Here is a 17,854-nt window from a genome sequence, read left to right as displayed (position 1 = left end):
CTCCTTCATCTACCCGAATGTGTGTTTTCAATAAGATTACAACGGTTTTTCAATACCGTCCATCCGGTGGCGCTGACGGAACTCCGACGGCGTCTCCCCGTACTTCTTGCGGAACAGCTGCGAGAAGTGGCGCATGTCCTGATAGCCGATCCGCTCAGCCACATCCGCAAGCTTCAGCTTGGGATTCAGCAGCATCTGCTTGGCCTGCTCCAGCCGCAGCCCGATAACATATTCCTTAAAGCCCGCACCCGTCTTCTGCTTGAACAGCTGGCTGAAGTATACCGGATTCAAGTAGACGATCGCCGCGACCTTCTCAAGCGATAGATCGGCGTGATAATGGGTTCGGATATATTGCAGGGCAACCTCGATGGATTGGTCGCTTCCGCTGGCGTAATGCTCATACACCTGCGTTGACGATGCCTGCCTCATCCGCTGCACTTCTCCCGGTACGGTATCGATATCTTCAATACGGTCGGTATGCATGATCTGGAACGGCACGCGCAAATACTTGATCAGATGCGTGCGCAGCTCTTCCAGCAGACTTGTAATTGTTCCGCCCTCCGGAAGCGTTACAAGGCCAAGCAGGCTCTTACTGTCGTAAATCGTGACAAACCCTTGACCATGCTTCTCGATCAGCTCGCCCAACACGTTCTCGATCATGAAATGCTCGAGCTGAACAACCTTGTCGCTCTCCATCTTGACCATAATCAGGTTGAAATGCGGATGGCTGTCCATAAACGGCGTCATATCGAAGCGTCCGATATCAAGCCCTTGGGCCCAGCGCTGAAAAACAGCCTCCCGCAAATAGTTGCGGTTCAGCTTCAGCAGCTCGGCTTCCTCCGTCTGCTCCCGCTCTTGCTCGATCTCCCCGCTGATTTTCTCGATCATCTCGGCCAGCATTTCCTTGCCGATCGGCTTGAGCAGATAGTCCTTCGCTCCAAGGCGTACGGCCTCCTGGGCATAGCTGAATTCCGAATAGGCCGAGATTACAACCCATCTCACCCGCGGATACATGCTGCGAGTCAAATTCATCAGCTCCAGACCGGTCATGCCCGGCATTAAAATATCCGTTAGCACGATATCGATGTGATGCTTGCGAAGCTGGGTAACCGCTTCATCCGCGTTGACGGCCAGATAGGTGCTGTATGCCGGAAACCGGTTGTTTAATGTCCGCTGAATGCCTTCCCGTATAACGTTCTCGTCATCCACGATTAATATGTTCATCGCCCGTTTTACCTCCTATAGCAGGCAGTGGTATTGCGATAATAACCGTTGTCCCTTTTCCTACTTCACTTGTAATCCGCATGCCATAAGGCTCCCCGTACATCAGAACAATACGGCGATGCACATTCGGCAAGCCAATCCCTCTTCTTCCTTTACCTTCCGGTAAAGGATAGTTTCGATTAAGGCCCGAATGCTGCAGCATCGTCTGCAGCTCTTTCAAGGCACCCTCTTCTATTCCTACTCCATTATCTTCAATGACAATCCGCAGCTCGTTAGCTTCTTCATCCGCCACTGCGGACACCCGCAGAAGCCCGGGCCGGTCAAGCGGCTCAAGACCGCTCTTCACCGCATTTTCAATAACAGGCTGAATCGTCATCTTTGGAACGATCGCACCGAGCCACCTATTGTCCACCTGAATCTCCGTGCTAACACGGCCTATAAGGCGGTTCTCAATAATTGTCATGTAATGGCGCATTTGCTCAAGCTCCTGGCCAAGCGTTGTCTTCGAAGCTTCTTCCCAGTCGCTGCTGTATCGAAACATATGAGACAATGATAAAATAACGCGGCCAAGCCGATCATTCTCGCGTTCGTCCAGCATCCAATAAATCATATCCAGCGTATTGTACAGGAAATGCGGATTAACCTGGGATTGGAGTGCCTGCAGCTCCGCGTTTTTTTCGCTTATGGAGGAAAGCGTTATGCGTTCAATAAGCTCATCCATTCGCTGCACCATCCGGTTGAAGGAGGAGACCAGACTGTTGATCTCCTCGAATGATTTGACGTCCACCGAGCCTCTGAAATTACCTAGCTCCACCTGCTTCATCTCTCTGATCAAAAGCTTCAGCGGAGAGGATATATTCCGCGAGATCAAGGTTGCCAGCATAATCGACAACAAGATAACCGCGATAATGACGGCAAGCAGATATAATCTAGTCTGCACCAATTCTTCGCTAATGTCTGCCTTCGGTGTCAGACCAAATACCGTCCAATCCGCTACAGCTGTTTTGGCAGCAACCATTAATTGATTGGTCTTATTATCAACTACGATCTCATTGCCCTTAGGTCTAGGCAACCCGTTAAAAGAAGGTACCGCCTGCGGCTCGCCCGTTGGCTCCATCGACAGATCATCCTGATTTTTATCCGTCGATGCGATTACGCCATTGTTCTTATCAACGATAAATACCCGGCTGTTTGGGCTGATCGACGCGTTAGACAAGGCCGATAGAATCGGATTTGGATCCGACTCGATCAAGACAATGCCAACCGGCTTATAGTTATTAAGATCAAACAGCTGACGTCCGAATACAAATACAGGCTCTGGCAGCATGCTGTTAATAACCGAGCCTTTCATTAAGCCAAGCCATACCATTTCGCCTTTTGAATTTTTAAGCTTGCTGTACCAATCAGCAGACGTGTAATCCTGATTGACTAGACCGGCAAACCGCCGTTCATAGTTGTACAGCTTTCCGCCATTGGTCATAACATGGATGCCTACAATATCATCTCGCGAAAAGTATGCGGCTCCAATAATATTCGTAATCGCCCGTTCATTCATGACACTGACGCTTATATTCTTCTCTTTGTCTGCTTCCTTGAGCAGTCTGGTCAATTCATAGTTACTGTTCAGCGATTTGGTCACGCTGTCATATCCTTCAAGAAGCAGATCAAATAACCCTACCGTTTGGGAAACGTTCTTCTCCGCGAGATCACTGATTTTTGAATGAATAATCTGGGCTGTCTTTTGATAATAAAGGAAGCTGACCAAGATGAGCAGCGTCATCATCGATGAAAACAGCAATAAAAACAACCGATTCTGTATAGAGTGCATTCCATGATAACGAGCCAACTTTGGATCCTCCTAAAAGAATAATGCTCATTCCCTCATTGTAACACATGGCGAAACGGTTACGCTGACCTTTGGCAGCGCAACCGTTTCGTATAGTAAAAATTTACGATTTCCTAAAATTCAAAAAAGCGGAGAAGGGGATTAACCCTTCACCGCGCCTGCTACCATGCCTTTTGTAATCTTATCTGCGAGCAAGAAGTAAATAATAATGACCGGCAGCGCCCCGAGAACGAGGAATGCGCCAATCGCTCCGTAGTTAACCGAATACTGGCTGACGAAGCTGTATACCCCGAACGGCAACGTTTTGAGACGTTCGGTCGAAATAAAGGTTGCGGCCAGGATGTACTCGTTCCAGATGTTGATAAAGGTCAGAATACATACCGTCATCATCGGCGGAACCGACACCGGCAAGATAATGCTCCAGAATATCCGGAACACGCCTGCTCCGTCCACGATTGCCGATTCTTCAATTTCATTAGGAATCGACTTCATGAATCCGCTTAGAATAAATACGGCAATTGGCGTTTGGAATGCGATGTAAGGCAGAATAAGCGACCAATGCGTATTCAGGATATGAATGTTTTTGAAGATGATCATCAGCGGCAAGAGTGTAGCCTGCATCGGAATCATCATCCCGATCAGGAAGAGCACCATAACGGCTTGGCCGTATTTCCACTTGAAGCGGCTGATGGCAAACGATACTAGCGAGCTGAGGAACAATACGCCAACCATTGTAATCAAGGTAACCTTCAAGCTGTTAAGCAAATATTTAACGTAATTGCCCGACTCCATCGCAGAAGTATAGTTGCCCCACTGTAGAGCATGCGGCAGAGCAAAGAATTGGCCGGACAGAATTTCTTCGTTAGTCTTTAACGAATAGATAGCCAGCCACAAGAGCGGATACAATTGGGTGACTATCAGAGCTGACAGAAGAATCCACATCAATATTTTCCCGATCGAAAATTTTCTTTGCGGCTTTATTCTTGGCAGCGCTGCTGTAGTTGTACTTTGGCTCATAGTCGTATCCCTCCTTCGTTACGTGTATTTCCGTTCCAGACGGTTGAATCCATAGTTGATGACCACTGTTGCTACAAGACAGACTACAACCAGAATGGCTGCAATGGCACTTCCGTATCCGTATTTCATCGACAAGATTGACATTCTGTACATATGCGTCGCGATAACGTCCGTTGCATTACCAGGACCGCCGCCTGTCATAACCATAATCATGTCGAACGATTGCAGCGAGCCGATAAAGGCAAGAACAATCGAAATCTTGAAGATCGGAACGTTCATTGGCAAGGTAATATACCAGTCAGCCTTCAAGCCTTCAGCGCCATCAATTTTGGCGGCTTCGTAAATATCCGACGGAATGTTCTGGATACCCGTAAACTGAATGAGGGTGTGATAACCAAGGTATTGCCATAAAGCAACGAAGTACAAGCTGTACATCGCGATATCTGGATCCGTCAACCACTGCTGGGACCAGCTGTGCAGGCCTACCCAGTCAAGCACCTGGTTAAGCATGCCGCCCATGGACGCAGGGTTGTAGATAGTTTTCCAAAGTTGTCCGATAATAACAACCGACAAAATTACCGGCATAAAATAACTGGATACAAGGAAATTCGGCTTCTTAACGAAGCGGCTAAGTAAGATTGCGACAAACAAAGCAATTGGAATTTCAAGCATGGAAAATACAGCAAACATCAGGGTATGACGTACAGCCGGCCAAAATACGGCATCATGGAATAACAATTTGTTGAAGTTGTCCAGACCGATAAATTTTGATGCGCCGATCCCGTTCCATTCAAGCGTACTCGTATACAGGGAAACGATGATTGGGACAAAAACCAGACAGACATAGAGTAACAAGCACGGCAGCACGAACAGCGCTATCGTCAACTTCGAAACCTTCAGTACGTTCATCTCGTGTGCCCTCCTATCTTTTAGCTATTTTTTTAACATCCGTACAAAAGGGGTTCCTGGGAGAGAACCCCTTTTTGCACGGTGTGCAGCTTTTTTTGTATTTTTATCTGTTGATTAAAGCTTATTTATTGCTTTCGAAAGCCGTTTGATGTTCTTTTGCAACTTCAGCCGAATCTTTCTTCTGAACGAAGATGTTTTGGATAGAAGTCAAGTGTCCTTGGGAAGTACCAGGGTTCATTGTGTTATCGAACGACAGGTCGCCGCCTTTAACATCTTTGAACAGGTCCAGTACGCTGATCGCCATGTCGGAGTAGCCAGCAGCTTTGAAGTCGCCGTCAACTTTTTGAGCAAGACCTACAGCGCCTTTAACCGCAAACGCTTCTTTAGGGAAGTTCAGCATGAAGTAGTTCAGGAAATCTTTTGTTTCTTGCAGGTGTTTGCTGTCTGCAGAGATCGCGAATGCGGAACCTGGAGCAAGCATGAATTGGTTAGGGTCGCCTTTGCCGTTAACCGTAGGGAATTTGAATACGCCTACTTTATCCTTCAGAGCTTCGGAAGTTTCGATACCGCCAGTTGCCCACGAACCCATGTAGTACATTGCAGCTTTACCCGTTTTGAAAATGTTCTCGCCAGCGTTATAGTCGAACGATGTAACGCCTTCTTGGAACGCTCCTGCTTGAATCAGGTTTTGCATAGCGTCTACAGCTTCAACGAATGCCGGATCTTCGAATGTTTTCTTGCCAGCTACAACATCAGACAGGAAGCCAGGGCCGCCGTTTGTGCGAAGCAGGATGTTCATGAACAGGAACGAACCCGTCCAAGTATCTTTTTCACCGATTGCCATTGGCTGGATGCCTTTAGCTTTCAGGGTTTTAACGTCCGCGATCATTTCTTCGAATGTTGTTGGCGGGTTAGCGATGCCAGCTTGTTGGAACAGATCTTTGTTGTAGTAAACTACGCCGATGTTGTTGCCGTCCGGCAAGGCGTACAAGTTATTGTCGAATGTATAGAAGTCAAGAACGCCGTCTTGGAATGTATCCTTCAGGCCGTTTTGCTCAACCATGTCGTTCAGCGGTGCAAACAGTTTTGCATCAACGTACGGCTGCATTTGAGCTGCCGGGTTAACGATTGTGATGTCCGGCACTTCATGCGAAGCTGCTTGCGTTTTCAGCTTTTGTTTTTGTTGGTCTGTATTCAAGGAGTCCAGCTCGATCTTCACGTTTGGATGATCAGTTTCGTATTGTTTTACGATCTTTTTCATCATTCCGTTTTTAGGATCCGTTGGATCTGGGTAAATGTTCTGGAAAGTAATCGTAACTTTCTCGTTGCTTGCCGGCTTCTCTGTAGCCGCGTTAGTTGCTCCCGCATTGTTGGAAGCGCCGGAGTTGGCATTTTTATCGCCGTTATTGTTATTCGAGCCGCATGCTGTCAAGCTGATTGCCAAGGAACCTGCAAGTACAAGACCAAGAACGCTCTTCATATTCATTTTAGCCATTTGTTTATCCCCCTTGTTTGTGATGCTTTTATTATCTTGAAATCTGCAAACCCTTACAATGCGTGAACTTAGGATATCAGGTAGGTTTTCTTTAGGTCTTGAGATTCCCCACCTTGAAAAAGCCCACTCGAAAACTGTCGAACTTTACTGAACCATGCGGTTATTATTTGTTCTTTCCTGCCTCCAAATCCCTCCGGAACGGATTGCCAGGTTATGAGCTGACAGAAAAAGAGCTGCATCCCGGGTCCGATTGACCGAAGGATGCAGCTCTTTTATTGGGAATTCGATTATTTTATGCCGCCGTCGCCGTAATTTTGTATTGTTTCTTATGCTTGCTCCAGCTGAACTTCATGCCTTTCATCTTGCAATACTCCTTTAGCGGAATCATCACGCCATTGGGTCCTTTGTAGGGCTGCTCTTTAAAAGCGGCGTTCTGGCCGTCCATATGGACCATAACCGGGGCATTGTCCAAATCCAGCGCCTTCAGCTTCTCCATAAGCTGTTTGGCTGACTCCCCTTCCCTCGCGCCGTTCACGCGGAAGCCGTTTGTCTGTCCGCGTCCGTTGATCCCTTCTTTGACCGTGAAAGACAACGAAATGCCTACTTCCTTCAAAATATCCAGTACTTCCGCATTATAAGCCCCGTAAGGAAAAGCGATAATGCCTTTTGTATTGCCAAGCTCCGCTTTCAAGTGCTGCTCCGCTTTCTCGAGATCCGTCTTCACGCGGGTATGATATTCCTCGTCCGTCTCGACGCGCTGCTCTTTCTTCAAATATTGATGGCGGGTCAGAACCGGCTTCGTCAAGCCGTCGGCGCGCATAACGCCGTATTTGTGGCTGTCATACGTATGGTTATAGAAGGACATGCCGGACTTTTGCATCTCGCGCATCTGGGTCCAGGTCATTTTCGGACGGCCGACCTGCTTCGGTTTGTCCGCATTGTCCGCACCGGAGACAATCACGAAGTTAACCGCCGGGTAGTTGTGCTGTTTCAGCACCGGGAAAGCCTTCGTATAGAAGCTCTCATACCCGTCGTCAAAAGTCAGCAGTACCGCATTATCCGGCACATTGCCTTTATTCGCGATAAAGTCCGCATACTGGTCGATTGAAATGACATGGAAGCCGTCAGTCCTTAGCAGCTCCATCTGCTCCTTGAACAAGTCAAGCGAAATAGCGGATTCTGCCTCCGCGTTATTGGTTTTTTTGGCCGATTTGTCCGACAAATCATGATACATCAGTACGGCAACCTTATCCGAATAATAAACGCCTCCGCTTACCGGATTTTCCAGCGTCCATTCCAGCTTCGATTTAAAGGTTGACTCCAGAAATGAGGCCGGCACCATCGGTTCGCCGTCGACCAGATCCACAGCAGGAGGCTGCTTGAGCTTCTCGCCGTTGACATAGAAGCTGACCGATTGATTGCTTTCCGGCACGGAACAAGCAACGGCTAGGAGCCCTAAACATATGAGCAGCAGAGTAACATTGGTCCAAAGAGCTACGCGAGCACGAATCATTCACTTACTTCCCCCTAAATAATCAATCCATTTCATAGTTTTACAAATACTGGACATCATTAGACAAAAAAATATCCGCGATCTAATACAACTATTAAACGCAGTATACGGCTGGAATGTTGCTCCATTATGATAATTTTTTAATGTACAATTCATTATATAGGGAGGGGAATGAAATGAAAATCGCTATTTTCGGGGCAACAGGCCGTGTCGGGCGTATTGTTACGACTCTTGCGCTTCGCGACGGTCATACGGTGAAAGCACTCGTGCGTACGCCGGATAAATTAAAGGAGCTGGCGGACAGCTCGCCCGGACTGAAACTCGTGGAAGGGAATGCGGCTTCCGCCGAGGACGTCGGCGAAGCCTTATCCGGGACGGATGCCGTCATCAGCGCATTAAGCACCGACGGCGGTTCTCTCTTGTCGGACAGCTTCCCGCTTATCCTCGAAGCCATGAACCGGCTTGAGATTAGACGGATTGTCGCCATTGGCACGGCTGGAGTACTGGGTAGCCGGACTGAACCGGGCTTGCTGCGGTATCAATCGAGCGAATCAAGAAGAACGCTCACCCGTGCCGCCGAGGAGCACCATGCGGTGCTGCGGCTATTGGAGGAATCCCGGCTCGATTGGACGCTGGTCTGCCCGACTTATTTGCCCGACGGTCCGGCCGAGGGAGGTTATCGCGTAGAGCGTGGCTGCCTTCCGGAGAATGGAACCCGGATTACGACAGGCGATACCGCCGAATTCGCCTATGCACAGCTGTTCAGCGAGCAATACATAAGGACGAAAGCGGGTATTGCCTATTAGAAGAAAAAGCCGGGCTTGTGCGTTTAATGCGCAAAGCCCGGCTTTTTCTCAAGTTGGCGAATTACTTGCTAAGCAACGCCTGGATCTCGGAATCGATTCGCTCCGGCGTCACGTTTGGTCCAAACCGCTTTACAACCTTGCCTTCCTTGTTCACCAGGAACTTCGTAAAGTTCCATTTGATGCGCTTCGAACCAAGGATGCCGCGCGCGTCCTTTTTCAGCTTTTGGAACAGGGGATGCGCAGAGTCGCCGTTAACGTCAATTCTTGCGTACAGCGGGAAGTTCACGCCAAAGTTCAGCTCGCAGGACTGCGCAATCTCCGCGTTATTCTCAAGCTCCTGATTCATAAACTGGCTGCTCGGGAAGCCTAATACGGCAAAGCCCTTCTCTTTGTAAGTGTCATGGAGCTTCTGCAATCCTTTGAATTGCGGAGCGAATCCGCATTTGGTCGCCGTATTTACGATCAACAGTACTTGGCCTTTGTACGGGGCCAGCGTTTGCTTCTCGCCTTTGATCGTGTTTACTTCAATATTGTATAAAGACATTTCTGATACAGCTCCTTTTAAAATGAATTGTTATTGATTAAATTGTATGCAATTTATATAGCGTTGTCAAATACCGATTTTTTCTTTTTTGACACGTTTCAGAGGCGGTGCTACAATACAGTCACCCAATTAATTTGCATACAATTTATATAGAGAAGATTAAATCAACAAAGGGGCTGCTGCCATTATGGACACCAACGAACTGCTGAAGCTGGAAAATCAGCTGTGCTTTGCTTTTTATTCATGCTCGAGAGAAATTACGAAGCTGTACCGTCCTTTACTCGCCGAGCTTGGTCTTACTTATACCCAGTACATTACGATGCTTGCCTTGTGGGAGCAGGACAATGTATCCGTGAAGGAGCTGGGAGCGAAGCTCCTCCTTGATTCCGGAACGCTCACGCCGCTGCTTAAGAAGCTGGAATCCATGGGGCTTCTGACAAGGGCGCGGGACAAATCCGATGAACGGCATTTGATCGTCCGCCTAACCGAGCAAGGTCAAGCGCTTAAGGATAAAGCCTCTTGCGTGCCCCTGCGGCTATTTGAAGGCACGGCGGTTGAGCCGGAAGAAATCTTCGCGCTGCGAAGTCAGGTGCAGACGCTGATGAGCAAGATGAACGACGCTACCTAATAGGAGAAGACTTTCTGTTATAAACAGGAAGTCTTCTCCTTTTTTGTTATGCCTATTGACTCCGTATAACGTATCTTGTATAGTTGGTTACATGAGTAACCAACCACTCAGGTAACTAAGAGGTGAGGAAAACACAATGACCTTAATCATCGACGATAGTCGCCCTATCTTTGTACAGATCGCAGAACGAATCGAAGACGACATCATTCAAGGAAGGCTTCCGGAGGAATCGCAAGTCCCTTCGAAGAACGAATTCGCCTCCTTTTATCAGATTAACCCCGCTACGGCGGCGAAGGGCGTCAACCTGCTGGTGGACGAAGGAATCTTGTATAAGAAAAGAGGGATTGGGATGTTTGTAGCTACAGGCGCGCGTGCCGTGCTGGTCGAGAAGCGCAAGGAGCAATTTTTCGAGCAATACGTCGTAACCATGATGCGGGAAGCCGAGAAGCTGGGCATTTCGGCGGATCAATTAACGGAAATGATTCGGAGAGGGGAGGTCAAATAATGAGTAACGTTGTCGAGGTAAGCCGTTTAACCAAATCGTACGGAAATGTTACGGCCGTTAGCGAGGTATCATTCAAGCTTGAGGCTGACAAAATTTACGGCCTGCTGGGAAGAAACGGCGCCGGCAAAACCACGATCATGCATATGATTACCGCTCAGCTGTTCGCCACAAGCGGCGTGCTGAAGGTATTCGGCGAAGAGCCGTACGAGAATTCCCGCGTGCTCAGCCAAATCTGCTTCATTAAGGAAAGCCAGAAATACCCGGACAACTATACGGTAAACGACGTGCTGGAGCTATCCTCCTCCCTGTTCCCGAACTGGGATAGAGAGTTTGCGAATGATCTGGTCATAGACTTTCAGCTGCCGCTGAAGCGCAAGATGAAGAAATTGTCCCGCGGCATGCACTCTTCCGTCGGGATTATCGTCGGGCTGGCCAGCCGCGCTCCGCTTACGATCTTTGACGAACCGTATCTGGGTCTCGACGCCGTTGCCAGAGCTTTGTTCTACGACCGGCTGATCGAGGACTATTCCGAGAATCCGCGGACGATCGTCCTGTCGACGCATTTGATCGATGAGGTAAGCCGTCTGCTCGAGCATATCATCGTCATCGACGGAGGCAAGGTGCTTATTAATGAGGATGCCGAAGAGCTGCGAGGCTCCGCCTATTCCGTGGCAGGCACCGCAACCGCGGTTGAAAGCTTTATCGCCGGCAAAACCGTCATTTCGCGGGAACCGTTCGGCGCACTTCTGACAGCGGGGATTACCGGCAGGTTGTCTGAACAGGATCGGAAGAAGGCCGATGCTCTTAACCTTGCACTCTCTCCGATTTCCTTGCAGCAGCTTATCGTACAGTTAACGGGCAAAAAAACGGATGTAAAGGGAGGCTCCCCTAAATGAACCGAATTGGCAATGTACTGAAAATGCATCAACGCGACAAGTTCGCGTGGCTGATCATCCCGTTCATGATTCTCGGCTCCAGCTTTGTGATCAATCTGATCGTCGGGTTTCTGAGCGGCGTCGGGATTTACACCGGCGGTCTGATGTCCATCTTTATCTACATGTTTGTGCTTGGCATCATTGTTCTCCCGCAAACCTTTCCTTTTGCGATCAGCTTCAGCGTCCGGCGAACCGACTATTACGCGGGTACAGTCATACACGCATTGATCTCCGGCGGTTTCACGGCTATTATTCTGCTGCTGCTCAGCGCGATCGAGAAAGCGACCAACTTCTGGGGTACGGGACTACACTTTTTCCATCTTCCTTTTTTGACAGACGGCAATATCGTTCAGCAGTTTATCTTTAACTTCCTGACCCTTGTCCTGCTCTTCTTCTGGGGCTTTGCGATCGGCAGCGTATTCCGGAAATTCCGGGCGATTGGCCTATTCGTTCTGACGCTGGCCTGCCTGCTGGCCACCACCATTATGATGGTTCTCATTATCTCCAAAGACTGGTGGGATGAGATCGCGAACTGGTTCATGGATCTTACGGCCTTTGAGCTGTCGCTGTGGTTCCTGCCGGTCATCTTGATCTTCGCTATCGTCTCGTTCGCGCTGATCCGCAGATCGACCGTCTGATTTTTGCTCCCCCTTATCCGGGCATCTAGTGTCATCGGCTGTTGCTGTTGAATACAACGGTAATACCAATGCTGCTGGACTGCCAGACAAGGGGGATTTTTTATATGGATTTGCGGAGCTTGTTAAACCTTGATGACTATGAACGGCTGGAGGTAATCCATGATGCGCGCAGCGGACTTACCGCCGTTATCGCAATCCATAGCACAAAGCTTGGCCCCGGGCTTGGGGGCTGCAGAATGTGGAACTACCCCTCCGTGGAGGATGCAATCATAGATGCCGTCAGGCTGGCCCGGGGCATGACCTATAAATCGGCGATGGCGGAGCTGCCCTTCGGCGGAGGCAAAGCGGTTATTATCGGAGACCCGGGCAAGGACAAAAATGAACGGCTGTTCCGGGCTTTCGGGCGTTTCATTAACCGGCTGCAGGGCGAGTATATTACCGGCATGGACGTCGGAACAACCTCAGCGGATATGGACTGGGTGTTCCAAGAGACGAATTACGTTACCGACATCACCGGATCGCTTGGCGCGGCGGGTACTTTTACGGCCGATATGACTGCTTACGGCGTCTTTCTGGCGATGAAGGCCTCCCTGAAAAAGCTGGACGGCTCGGAAAGCCTGTCCGGCAAAGTCGTTGCGGTTCAGGGACTCGGAAAAGTCGGCATGTTCCTCTGCCGATACCTGGCGCTTGCCGGAGCCAAGCTGGTCGTGTCCGACCTGAACGATGAGCTCGTCCGGAAGGCCGTGCAGGACTATGGCGCCCGGGCCGCAGACGTGGATCAAATCGCGCGCGAGCTGTGCGATATCTTCTCCCCTTGCGCGCTTGGCGGCATCATTAACGATGCGAGCATCCCCCAGCTGCAGTGCCGGATTGTTGCCGGAGCCGCCAATAATCAGCTGGCGGAGGAACGGCACGGCGATGTGCTGAATCGGCGGGGCATCCTTTATGCGCCGGACTATGTAATCAACGCCGGCGGCATCATCGTGACCGCCGCCGAGCTGAACGGCAATTCCCCGTCCTACGCCAGAAGCCGCGTCGAACAGATCTACCGCACGCTGACGAACGTGTTCGACTGGTCCGACAAGCATGGCGTATCCACCGCCAAAGCCGCAAATCAGCTGACCGAGCAACTGCTCGGCGAGTAAGGCGGTTCACACGCAGCAAGGGCTGCTCCCTGGTCGCCATGACCATGAGGAGCAGCCCTTGCTGCCGTCTTTCGGTTATTCGATTTCTGCCCTCTACTCCTTTATAATGGGAACATAAGCAAGATACCCGAAAGGAGCCGGAATAAATGAAAGAAGAAATTATTAAACGACTGACCTCGTATGTCATCGTCGATACCCAATCCAATGACGAGAGCGAGACCTGCCCATCAACGCCGGGCCAGCTTACGCTTGCGAACCAGCTTGTCGAAGAGCTCAAATCGATCGGGATGCAAGAAGTTACGATCGACGCCAACGGTTACGTAATGGCGACTCTGCCGGCTAACACCGATAAACAGGTACCAACTATCGGCTTCCTGGCACACGTGGATACGGCAACCGACTTTACCGGCAAAAACGTAAAGCCGCAGCTGGTCGAATACGAAGGCGGCGACATTACGCTGAACGAGGCGCTGGGCGTCGTGCTGTCGACGAATGATTTCCCGGAGCTGGGCAATTACAAAGGCCATACGCTGATGACGACGGACGGCACAACGCTGCTTGGCGCCGATAATAAAGCCGGGATTGCCGAGATTATGACGGCCATGGCCTATCTGATCGCGAATCCGGACATCAAGCATGGCAAAATCCGCGTTGCTTTCACGCCAGACGAAGAGATCGGCCGCGGCCCTCATCGCTTTGACGTCGCCGCTTTTGGCGCCAAATATGCCTACACCGTCGATGGCGGTCCGCTTGGCGAACTGGAATACGAAAGCTTTAACGCGGCGGCTGCCAAAATTACCGTCAACGGCACCAACGTCCATCCGGGCACGGCCAAAGGCAAAATGGTCAACTCGATGAAAATCGCCATGGACCTACACAGCCGCCTTCCGGCTGCCGAAGCGCCTGAGTTTACCGAAGGCTATGAGGGCTTCTATCATCTGAACACGCTGCAGGGCGATGTGGAGCAAACCAAAATGTCCTACATCATCCGCGACCATAACCGCGAGAAATTCGAAGCGAAGAAAGCGAATATCTCACGTATTGTTGAAGAGATGAAAGCGATCCATGGTCCAAACAGCATCGTACTTGAGCTGAAAGACCAGTACTATAACATGCGCGACAAAATCGAGCCGGTATTACATATCGTCGAGATTGCCCGCGATGCGATGGAGAGCCTGGATATCAAGCCGCTTATCAAGCCGATCCGCGGCGGTACCGACGGCTCGCAGCTGTCGTACATGGGCCTGCCGACTCCGAATATTTTCACCGGCGGCGAGAATTACCACGGCAAATTCGAATATGTCTCCATCGACAACATGGTTAAGTCCGTGCAGGTAATTGTCGAGATTATCAAACGTTTCGAGGCACGCGGCGAAGAGTAATTAGGAAGGCCGTTCTACTTCGAACAGCTCGCCAAGCTTCGCGTACGAAGCGCCTGCCAGACGGCTGACCGGTTGAAGAGCTGCCGCATCGACATGATTCCGTTCATCTAAGATGGATTCATGAAGATGATAGCGGACAACACGGCCGATCAACAAGTCAACTGTAGGAGCTTCTGCTTCTGCCGATCCGCCAAGCGGAATCGCCTTCTCCAGCACGCATTCCAGCCGGACCTTGGCTTCCGCGATGCCGGGGACGGAGATTCGTTCACTAGGCACGGCGGTCAGACCTGCGAGAGCAACCTCGCTCTCTTCCGGCGGCAGGCTGGCTGCCGTAGCATTCAGCTTTTCCACATACGATTCATCCGCAATGTGAACGACAAACTCGCCTCTTGCGATGGCATGACGAGAGGTATCCTTCCGGATACCTTTTTTGCGCTGCACGGATACGGAGATCAGCGGCGGATCAGCCGTTATAATATTGAAATAACTGAATGGCGCCGCGTTCAGCACGCCGTTCTCGGATAAAGTCGTTACCAGAGCAATCGGCCTTGGAATAACCGTACCCGTAAGCAGCTTGTAATTCTCTCGCTCGCTTAAGGTTTCTGCATCAATCCGGATCATGATTCCGCCGCCTCCTTTTCTTAGAAATGATCTTTATACCAAGCTGCAGCCGCCGCCACTTCCGAACGGGTAAGCTGATGGCCGAACCGTTCCCAATGCACGTCTACCGTTGCGCCCGCGCCGCCAAGCAAGCCTTCCAGCTCGTTTGTCTCCTCGGGCGAGCAGATCGGATCGTTCTCGCCTGCCCCGATAAATACCGGCACTCCGGACAAATCCGGCAATTCTAGACCCCGGATCGGCACCATCGGGTGATGCAGAATAGCCCCGCGCAGCGAGTCCTTGTAGTGGAACAGCAGGCTGCCTGCGATATTGGCACCATTGGAATAACCCACGGCTACCAGGTTATTTCGGTCGAACCCATACTCCTCTGCCGCCTGGTCAAGGAAATCATTCAGTTCCTTTGTCCGGAACACCAGATCCTCGAGATCAAATACGCCTTCCGCAATGCGGCGGAAATATCGCGCCATTCCGTTCTCGGATACATTGCCCCGGATGCTGAGTACGGACGACTCCGGCGAAAAAGCTGCAGCAAGCGGCAGCAGGTCATGCTCCGTGCCGCCTGTGCCATGGAAGAGGACGAGGACCGGCGCTGCCGGATTCGTCCCCTGTTTGAATATATGCTTCATGGTATATACCTCCTAAAATGATTTCTGTTCATTAACGATCCAGTTCCATTACCCGTACATCAAACGGTGTGAGCAGTTGCTCCAGCGTTGCGCGGTGCTGCTCGTACCATGCCGGCAGCATCAGTTGCTCGCCAAGATGTTCAGGATCTTCGTCGCGCGCGAACCCTGGAGGATCCGTAGCGATCTCGAACAGTATGCCGCCTTGCTCACGGAAGTAGAGCGCGTTAAAGTACTGACGGTCGACGATTGGCGTTGGCTGGAAGCCGTTTGCCGCTACATGCTGCTGCCAAGTGAGGTGCTCGGCATCGTCTTTTGCTCTCCAAGCGATATGGTGAACGGTACCATGACCGCCATGACCGGCCGCCATTGGCTCCGTATTCACGTCGATGATGTTGCCGAGTTCGCCGAACGATTGGTAACGTGCCAGACCGTTCTCTTCGTCCACTTTCGACAGGCCCATTACATGCTCCAGCAATTGTGCGGTGGCCGCAGGATTGGTGCTGTACAGAATAGCGCCGCCAAAGCCTTTGATCGCATTATCGGCCGATACGCCGCCAAACGACCATGTGCTTCTTGGACCTTCTTCGCGTGCTACCAGTTCTACAAGCAAGCCGTCCGGATCGGCGAATTGCAGGTACTGCTCGCCAAAGCGGGAGGTCTCATTGAATTCGATCTGGAATTTTGCAAGGCGTTCTTTCCAGAAGCCCAGCGTGCCTTCAGGTACAACGTAAGTGGTGTAACCTACTTGACCGCCGCCTACGACGCCTTTACGGGAGTTTTCCCAAGGGAAGAACGTGATGATTGTGCCAGGGCTGCCGGCTTGATCGCCGAAGTACAGATGGTACACTTCCGGTGCGTCAAAGTTGATTGTTTTTTTCACGAGCCGGAGACCAAGCACCCCTGCGTAAAAGTCTGTAGTCACCTGAGGATGTTTTACGAAAGCCGTAATATGATGGATACCTGCTGTACGTTGATTTGTCATTATTTCCACTCTCCTAATGGGTTAGTTTTAAAATTTTTAAGAATCTTTAATTTAAGATATATGGCCTGACTAGTTGTATATGGCTACGACCAACTCTATTTGTAGGTCGTCTGCGCGAACTTGCCTAATTTCTTGAGTAGTAGGCTTGCCGCCTGCTTCTCTTCCGCTGTCAGTCCTCCGACCGCTCCCTCAATTACGAGGGTATGCTGCGGGAATACTTCTTCAATGAAGCGTGTCCCTGCTTCGGTAATTTCGGCGTAGATCAGCCTCCGGTCTTCGGTTGAAGCTCTGCGGCTGACGAAGCCTTTCTTCTCCAGCTTATCGATGACGTAAGTGATATTGCCGCTGCTCATCAGCACCTTCTCGCCGATTTGCTGCAAGGGCTGCGGACCTTTGTGATACAGAAGCTCCAGCACTCCGAACTCGGTCCGGTTAAGGCCATGCTTGCGGATATCCCGGTCGGCATGAGCGTTGACCCATTGGCTTGCTCTGGCAAGCGCGATGTAAAGATCAAGGGAATCGTCTTTTTCCTTTTCCATTTGCTCGCCTCGCTTTCGTTTATCTTGATTTTAAGATACTTTATTTCGAGGCAAATGTAAAGAGGTTTTTTAAAAAAAGTTTTTAGGGGCTGTCCAATACCCAATACTGGACAACCCCTTTGCTATCTTTGCCTCTATGCGGGGTTTAGCGCAAATTAGGCGCGGAATTTTCGCTTGGCGCTTTGTTAGGCGCCGGATTTGGAGCTGCGTTTGGCGCTTGATTGTTAGGCGCGATGTTATTGCCGCCGCCATTGCTGCCGCCGGTACCGCCACCACCGAATCCTTTGCCGCCGCCGGTACCGCCTGTACCACCGCCGCCAAAGCCTTTACCGCCTTTGCCGCCTTCCTGCATTTGGCCGCCTCCGCCGCCAAAGCCTTTACCGCCTTTGCCGCCTTCCTGCATTTGGCCGCCTTCTTGCATTTGGCCGCCTCCGCCGCCGAAGCCTTTACCGCCTTTGCCGCCTTCTTGCATTTGGCCGCCTCCGCCGCCGAAGCCTTT

General features: G+C 50.7%; 18 protein-coding genes and 1 pseudogene. 7 read left to right on the top strand and 12 right to left on the bottom strand.

Annotation, left to right across the window (positions count from 1 at the left end; genetic code table 11):
* Positions 1 to 36 precede the first annotated feature (36 nt).
* The 6 genes from CFI03_RS04635 to CFI03_RS04610 all read right to left on the bottom strand — a co-directional run bounded on the left by CFI03_RS04635 (position 37) and on the right by CFI03_RS04610 (position 8,004).
* A complete protein-coding gene (locus tag CFI03_RS04635) occupies positions 37 to 1,224 on the bottom strand; it encodes a response regulator transcription factor (protein WP_248756622.1) in 1,188 nt (395 codons plus the stop codon).
* Complete coding sequence (locus tag CFI03_RS04630; RefSeq protein ID WP_248756749.1) at positions 1,202 to 3,052, bottom strand: cache domain-containing sensor histidine kinase; 1,851 nt, start codon at positions 3,050 to 3,052, stop codon at positions 1,202 to 1,204. Before CFI03_RS04630 ends, CFI03_RS04635 begins: the two co-directional genes overlap by 23 nt.
* Positions 3,053 to 3,211: 159 nt before the next feature.
* Positions 3,212 to 4,012 (bottom strand): carbohydrate ABC transporter permease, encoded by an 801-nt coding sequence (locus tag CFI03_RS04625; protein WP_481857651.1) that lies wholly within the window; start codon positions 4,010 to 4,012, stop codon positions 3,212 to 3,214.
* A gap of 93 nt (positions 4,013 to 4,105) precedes the next feature.
* On the bottom strand, positions 4,106 to 4,996 hold the full coding sequence (locus CFI03_RS04620) for a carbohydrate ABC transporter permease (RefSeq protein WP_127496186.1): 891 nt from the start codon (positions 4,994 to 4,996) through the stop codon (positions 4,106 to 4,108).
* Between the two features lie 121 nt (positions 4,997 to 5,117).
* On the bottom strand, positions 5,118 to 6,491 hold the full coding sequence (locus tag CFI03_RS04615; RefSeq protein WP_127496187.1) for an extracellular solute-binding protein: 1,374 nt from the start codon (positions 6,489 to 6,491) through the stop codon (positions 5,118 to 5,120).
* 292 nt (positions 6,492 to 6,783) lie between these two features.
* Positions 6,784 to 8,004: a polysaccharide deacetylase family protein gene (locus CFI03_RS04610; RefSeq protein WP_248756620.1), complete on the bottom strand. Its 1,221-nt coding sequence runs from the start codon at positions 8,002 to 8,004 to the stop codon at positions 6,784 to 6,786.
* A 176-nt stretch (positions 8,005 to 8,180) separates the two neighbouring features.
* On the opposite strand from CFI03_RS04610, the gene CFI03_RS04605 reads away from it, so the two are divergent.
* Positions 8,181 to 8,810 (top strand): NAD(P)-dependent oxidoreductase, encoded by a 630-nt coding sequence (locus CFI03_RS04605; protein ID WP_248756619.1) that lies wholly within the window; start codon positions 8,181 to 8,183, stop codon positions 8,808 to 8,810.
* Positions 8,811 to 8,871: 61 nt separating this feature from the next.
* Here CFI03_RS04605 and CFI03_RS04600 read toward each other — a convergent pair whose 3' ends face one another.
* Positions 8,872 to 9,354, bottom strand: coding sequence for a glutathione peroxidase (locus CFI03_RS04600; protein ID WP_201002658.1), 483 nt, complete (start codon positions 9,352 to 9,354; stop codon positions 8,872 to 8,874).
* Positions 9,355 to 9,541: 187 nt separating this feature from the next.
* Here CFI03_RS04600 and CFI03_RS04595 point away from each other — a divergent pair, with 187 nt between their 5' ends.
* The 6 genes from CFI03_RS04595 (at position 9,542) to pepT (ending at position 14,587) form a co-directional block, all read left to right on the top strand.
* Entirely contained in the window at positions 9,542 to 9,982 is a 441-nt protein-coding gene (locus CFI03_RS04595; protein ID WP_248756618.1) for a MarR family winged helix-turn-helix transcriptional regulator, read from the top strand.
* 136 nt (positions 9,983 to 10,118) lie between these two features.
* On the top strand, positions 10,119 to 10,487 hold the full coding sequence (locus tag CFI03_RS04590) for a GntR family transcriptional regulator (protein WP_248756617.1): 369 nt from the start codon (positions 10,119 to 10,121) through the stop codon (positions 10,485 to 10,487).
* Positions 10,487 to 11,383 (top strand): ABC transporter ATP-binding protein, encoded by an 897-nt coding sequence (locus CFI03_RS04585; protein ID WP_248756616.1) that lies wholly within the window; start codon positions 10,487 to 10,489, stop codon positions 11,381 to 11,383. The genes CFI03_RS04590 and CFI03_RS04585 overlap by 1 nt, the downstream gene beginning before the upstream one ends.
* Entirely contained in the window at positions 11,380 to 12,060 is a 681-nt protein-coding gene (locus CFI03_RS04580) for a hypothetical protein (protein ID WP_248756615.1), read from the top strand. The genes CFI03_RS04585 and CFI03_RS04580 overlap by 4 nt, the downstream gene beginning before the upstream one ends.
* A gap of 104 nt (positions 12,061 to 12,164) precedes the next feature.
* A complete protein-coding gene (locus CFI03_RS04575) occupies positions 12,165 to 13,205 on the top strand; it encodes a Glu/Leu/Phe/Val family dehydrogenase (RefSeq protein WP_248756614.1) in 1,041 nt (346 codons plus the stop codon).
* Positions 13,206 to 13,351: 146 nt separating this feature from the next.
* Positions 13,352 to 14,587: a peptidase T gene (pepT, locus tag CFI03_RS04570; protein ID WP_248756613.1), complete on the top strand. Its 1,236-nt coding sequence runs from the start codon at positions 13,352 to 13,354 to the stop codon at positions 14,585 to 14,587.
* On the opposite strand, the gene CFI03_RS04565 is transcribed toward pepT, so the two are convergent.
* The 5 genes and pseudogenes from CFI03_RS04565 to CFI03_RS04545 all read right to left on the bottom strand — a co-directional run.
* Positions 14,588 to 15,208, bottom strand: coding sequence for a flavin reductase family protein (locus CFI03_RS04565; protein ID WP_248756612.1), 621 nt, complete (start codon positions 15,206 to 15,208; stop codon positions 14,588 to 14,590).
* A gap of 20 nt (positions 15,209 to 15,228) precedes the next feature.
* Complete coding sequence (locus tag CFI03_RS04560) at positions 15,229 to 15,834, bottom strand: alpha/beta hydrolase (RefSeq protein ID WP_248756611.1); 606 nt, start codon at positions 15,832 to 15,834, stop codon at positions 15,229 to 15,231.
* Positions 15,835 to 15,865: 31 nt separating this feature from the next.
* Positions 15,866 to 16,816 (bottom strand): VOC family protein, encoded by a 951-nt coding sequence (locus tag CFI03_RS04555; RefSeq protein WP_248756610.1) that lies wholly within the window; start codon positions 16,814 to 16,816, stop codon positions 15,866 to 15,868.
* Between the two features lie 95 nt (positions 16,817 to 16,911).
* Positions 16,912 to 17,355: a MarR family winged helix-turn-helix transcriptional regulator gene (locus CFI03_RS04550; protein ID WP_248756609.1), complete on the bottom strand. Its 444-nt coding sequence runs from the start codon at positions 17,353 to 17,355 to the stop codon at positions 16,912 to 16,914.
* Positions 17,356 to 17,500: 145 nt separating this feature from the next.
* Positions 17,501 to 17,854, bottom strand: a pseudogene (locus CFI03_RS04545) (peptidoglycan-binding domain-containing protein); the annotation flags it as partial.

Source organism: Paenibacillus sp. ATY16, assembly GCF_003399985.2.
Classification (GTDB): domain Bacteria; phylum Bacillota; class Bacilli; order Paenibacillales; family Paenibacillaceae; genus Pristimantibacillus; species Pristimantibacillus glycanilyticus.
The sequence above is the reverse complement of the archived record's forward strand: the minus strand, read 5'-3'. Positions and strand labels throughout refer to the sequence as shown.

Excerpts from the sequence above, each read along its gene's own strand:
- CFI03_RS04635 (WP_248756622.1), bottom strand. The coding sequence starts at position 1,224 with ATGAACATATTAATCGTGGATGACGAGAACGTTATACGGGAAGGCATT.
- CFI03_RS04630 (WP_248756749.1), bottom strand. The coding sequence starts at position 3,052 with ATGCACTCTATACAGAATCGGTTGTTTTTATTGCTGTTTTCATCGATG.
- CFI03_RS04625 (WP_481857651.1), bottom strand. The coding sequence starts at position 4,012 with ATGTGGATTCTTCTGTCAGCTCTGATAGTCACCCAATTGTATCCGCTC.
- CFI03_RS04620 (WP_127496186.1), bottom strand. The coding sequence starts at position 4,996 with ATGAACGTACTGAAGGTTTCGAAGTTGACGATAGCGCTGTTCGTGCTG.
- CFI03_RS04615 (WP_127496187.1), bottom strand. The coding sequence starts at position 6,491 with ATGGCTAAAATGAATATGAAGAGCGTTCTTGGTCTTGTACTTGCAGGT.
- CFI03_RS04610 (WP_248756620.1), bottom strand. The coding sequence starts at position 8,004 with ATGATTCGTGCTCGCGTAGCTCTTTGGACCAATGTTACTCTGCTGCTC.
- CFI03_RS04605 (WP_248756619.1), top strand. The coding sequence starts at position 8,181 with ATGAAAATCGCTATTTTCGGGGCAACAGGCCGTGTCGGGCGTATTGTT.
- CFI03_RS04600 (WP_201002658.1), bottom strand. The coding sequence starts at position 9,354 with ATGTCTTTATACAATATTGAAGTAAACACGATCAAAGGCGAGAAGCAA.
- CFI03_RS04595 (WP_248756618.1), top strand. The coding sequence starts at position 9,542 with ATGGACACCAACGAACTGCTGAAGCTGGAAAATCAGCTGTGCTTTGCT.
- CFI03_RS04590 (WP_248756617.1), top strand. The coding sequence starts at position 10,119 with ATGACCTTAATCATCGACGATAGTCGCCCTATCTTTGTACAGATCGCA.
- CFI03_RS04585 (WP_248756616.1), top strand. The coding sequence starts at position 10,487 with ATGAGTAACGTTGTCGAGGTAAGCCGTTTAACCAAATCGTACGGAAAT.
- CFI03_RS04580 (WP_248756615.1), top strand. The coding sequence starts at position 11,380 with ATGAACCGAATTGGCAATGTACTGAAAATGCATCAACGCGACAAGTTC.
- CFI03_RS04575 (WP_248756614.1), top strand. The coding sequence starts at position 12,165 with ATGGATTTGCGGAGCTTGTTAAACCTTGATGACTATGAACGGCTGGAG.
- pepT (WP_248756613.1), top strand. The coding sequence starts at position 13,352 with ATGAAAGAAGAAATTATTAAACGACTGACCTCGTATGTCATCGTCGAT.
- CFI03_RS04565 (WP_248756612.1), bottom strand. The coding sequence starts at position 15,208 with ATGATCCGGATTGATGCAGAAACCTTAAGCGAGCGAGAGAATTACAAG.
- CFI03_RS04560 (WP_248756611.1), bottom strand. The coding sequence starts at position 15,834 with ATGAAGCATATATTCAAACAGGGGACGAATCCGGCAGCGCCGGTCCTC.
- CFI03_RS04555 (WP_248756610.1), bottom strand. The coding sequence starts at position 16,816 with ATGACAAATCAACGTACAGCAGGTATCCATCATATTACGGCTTTCGTA.
- CFI03_RS04550 (WP_248756609.1), bottom strand. The coding sequence starts at position 17,355 with ATGGAAAAGGAAAAAGACGATTCCCTTGATCTTTACATCGCGCTTGCC.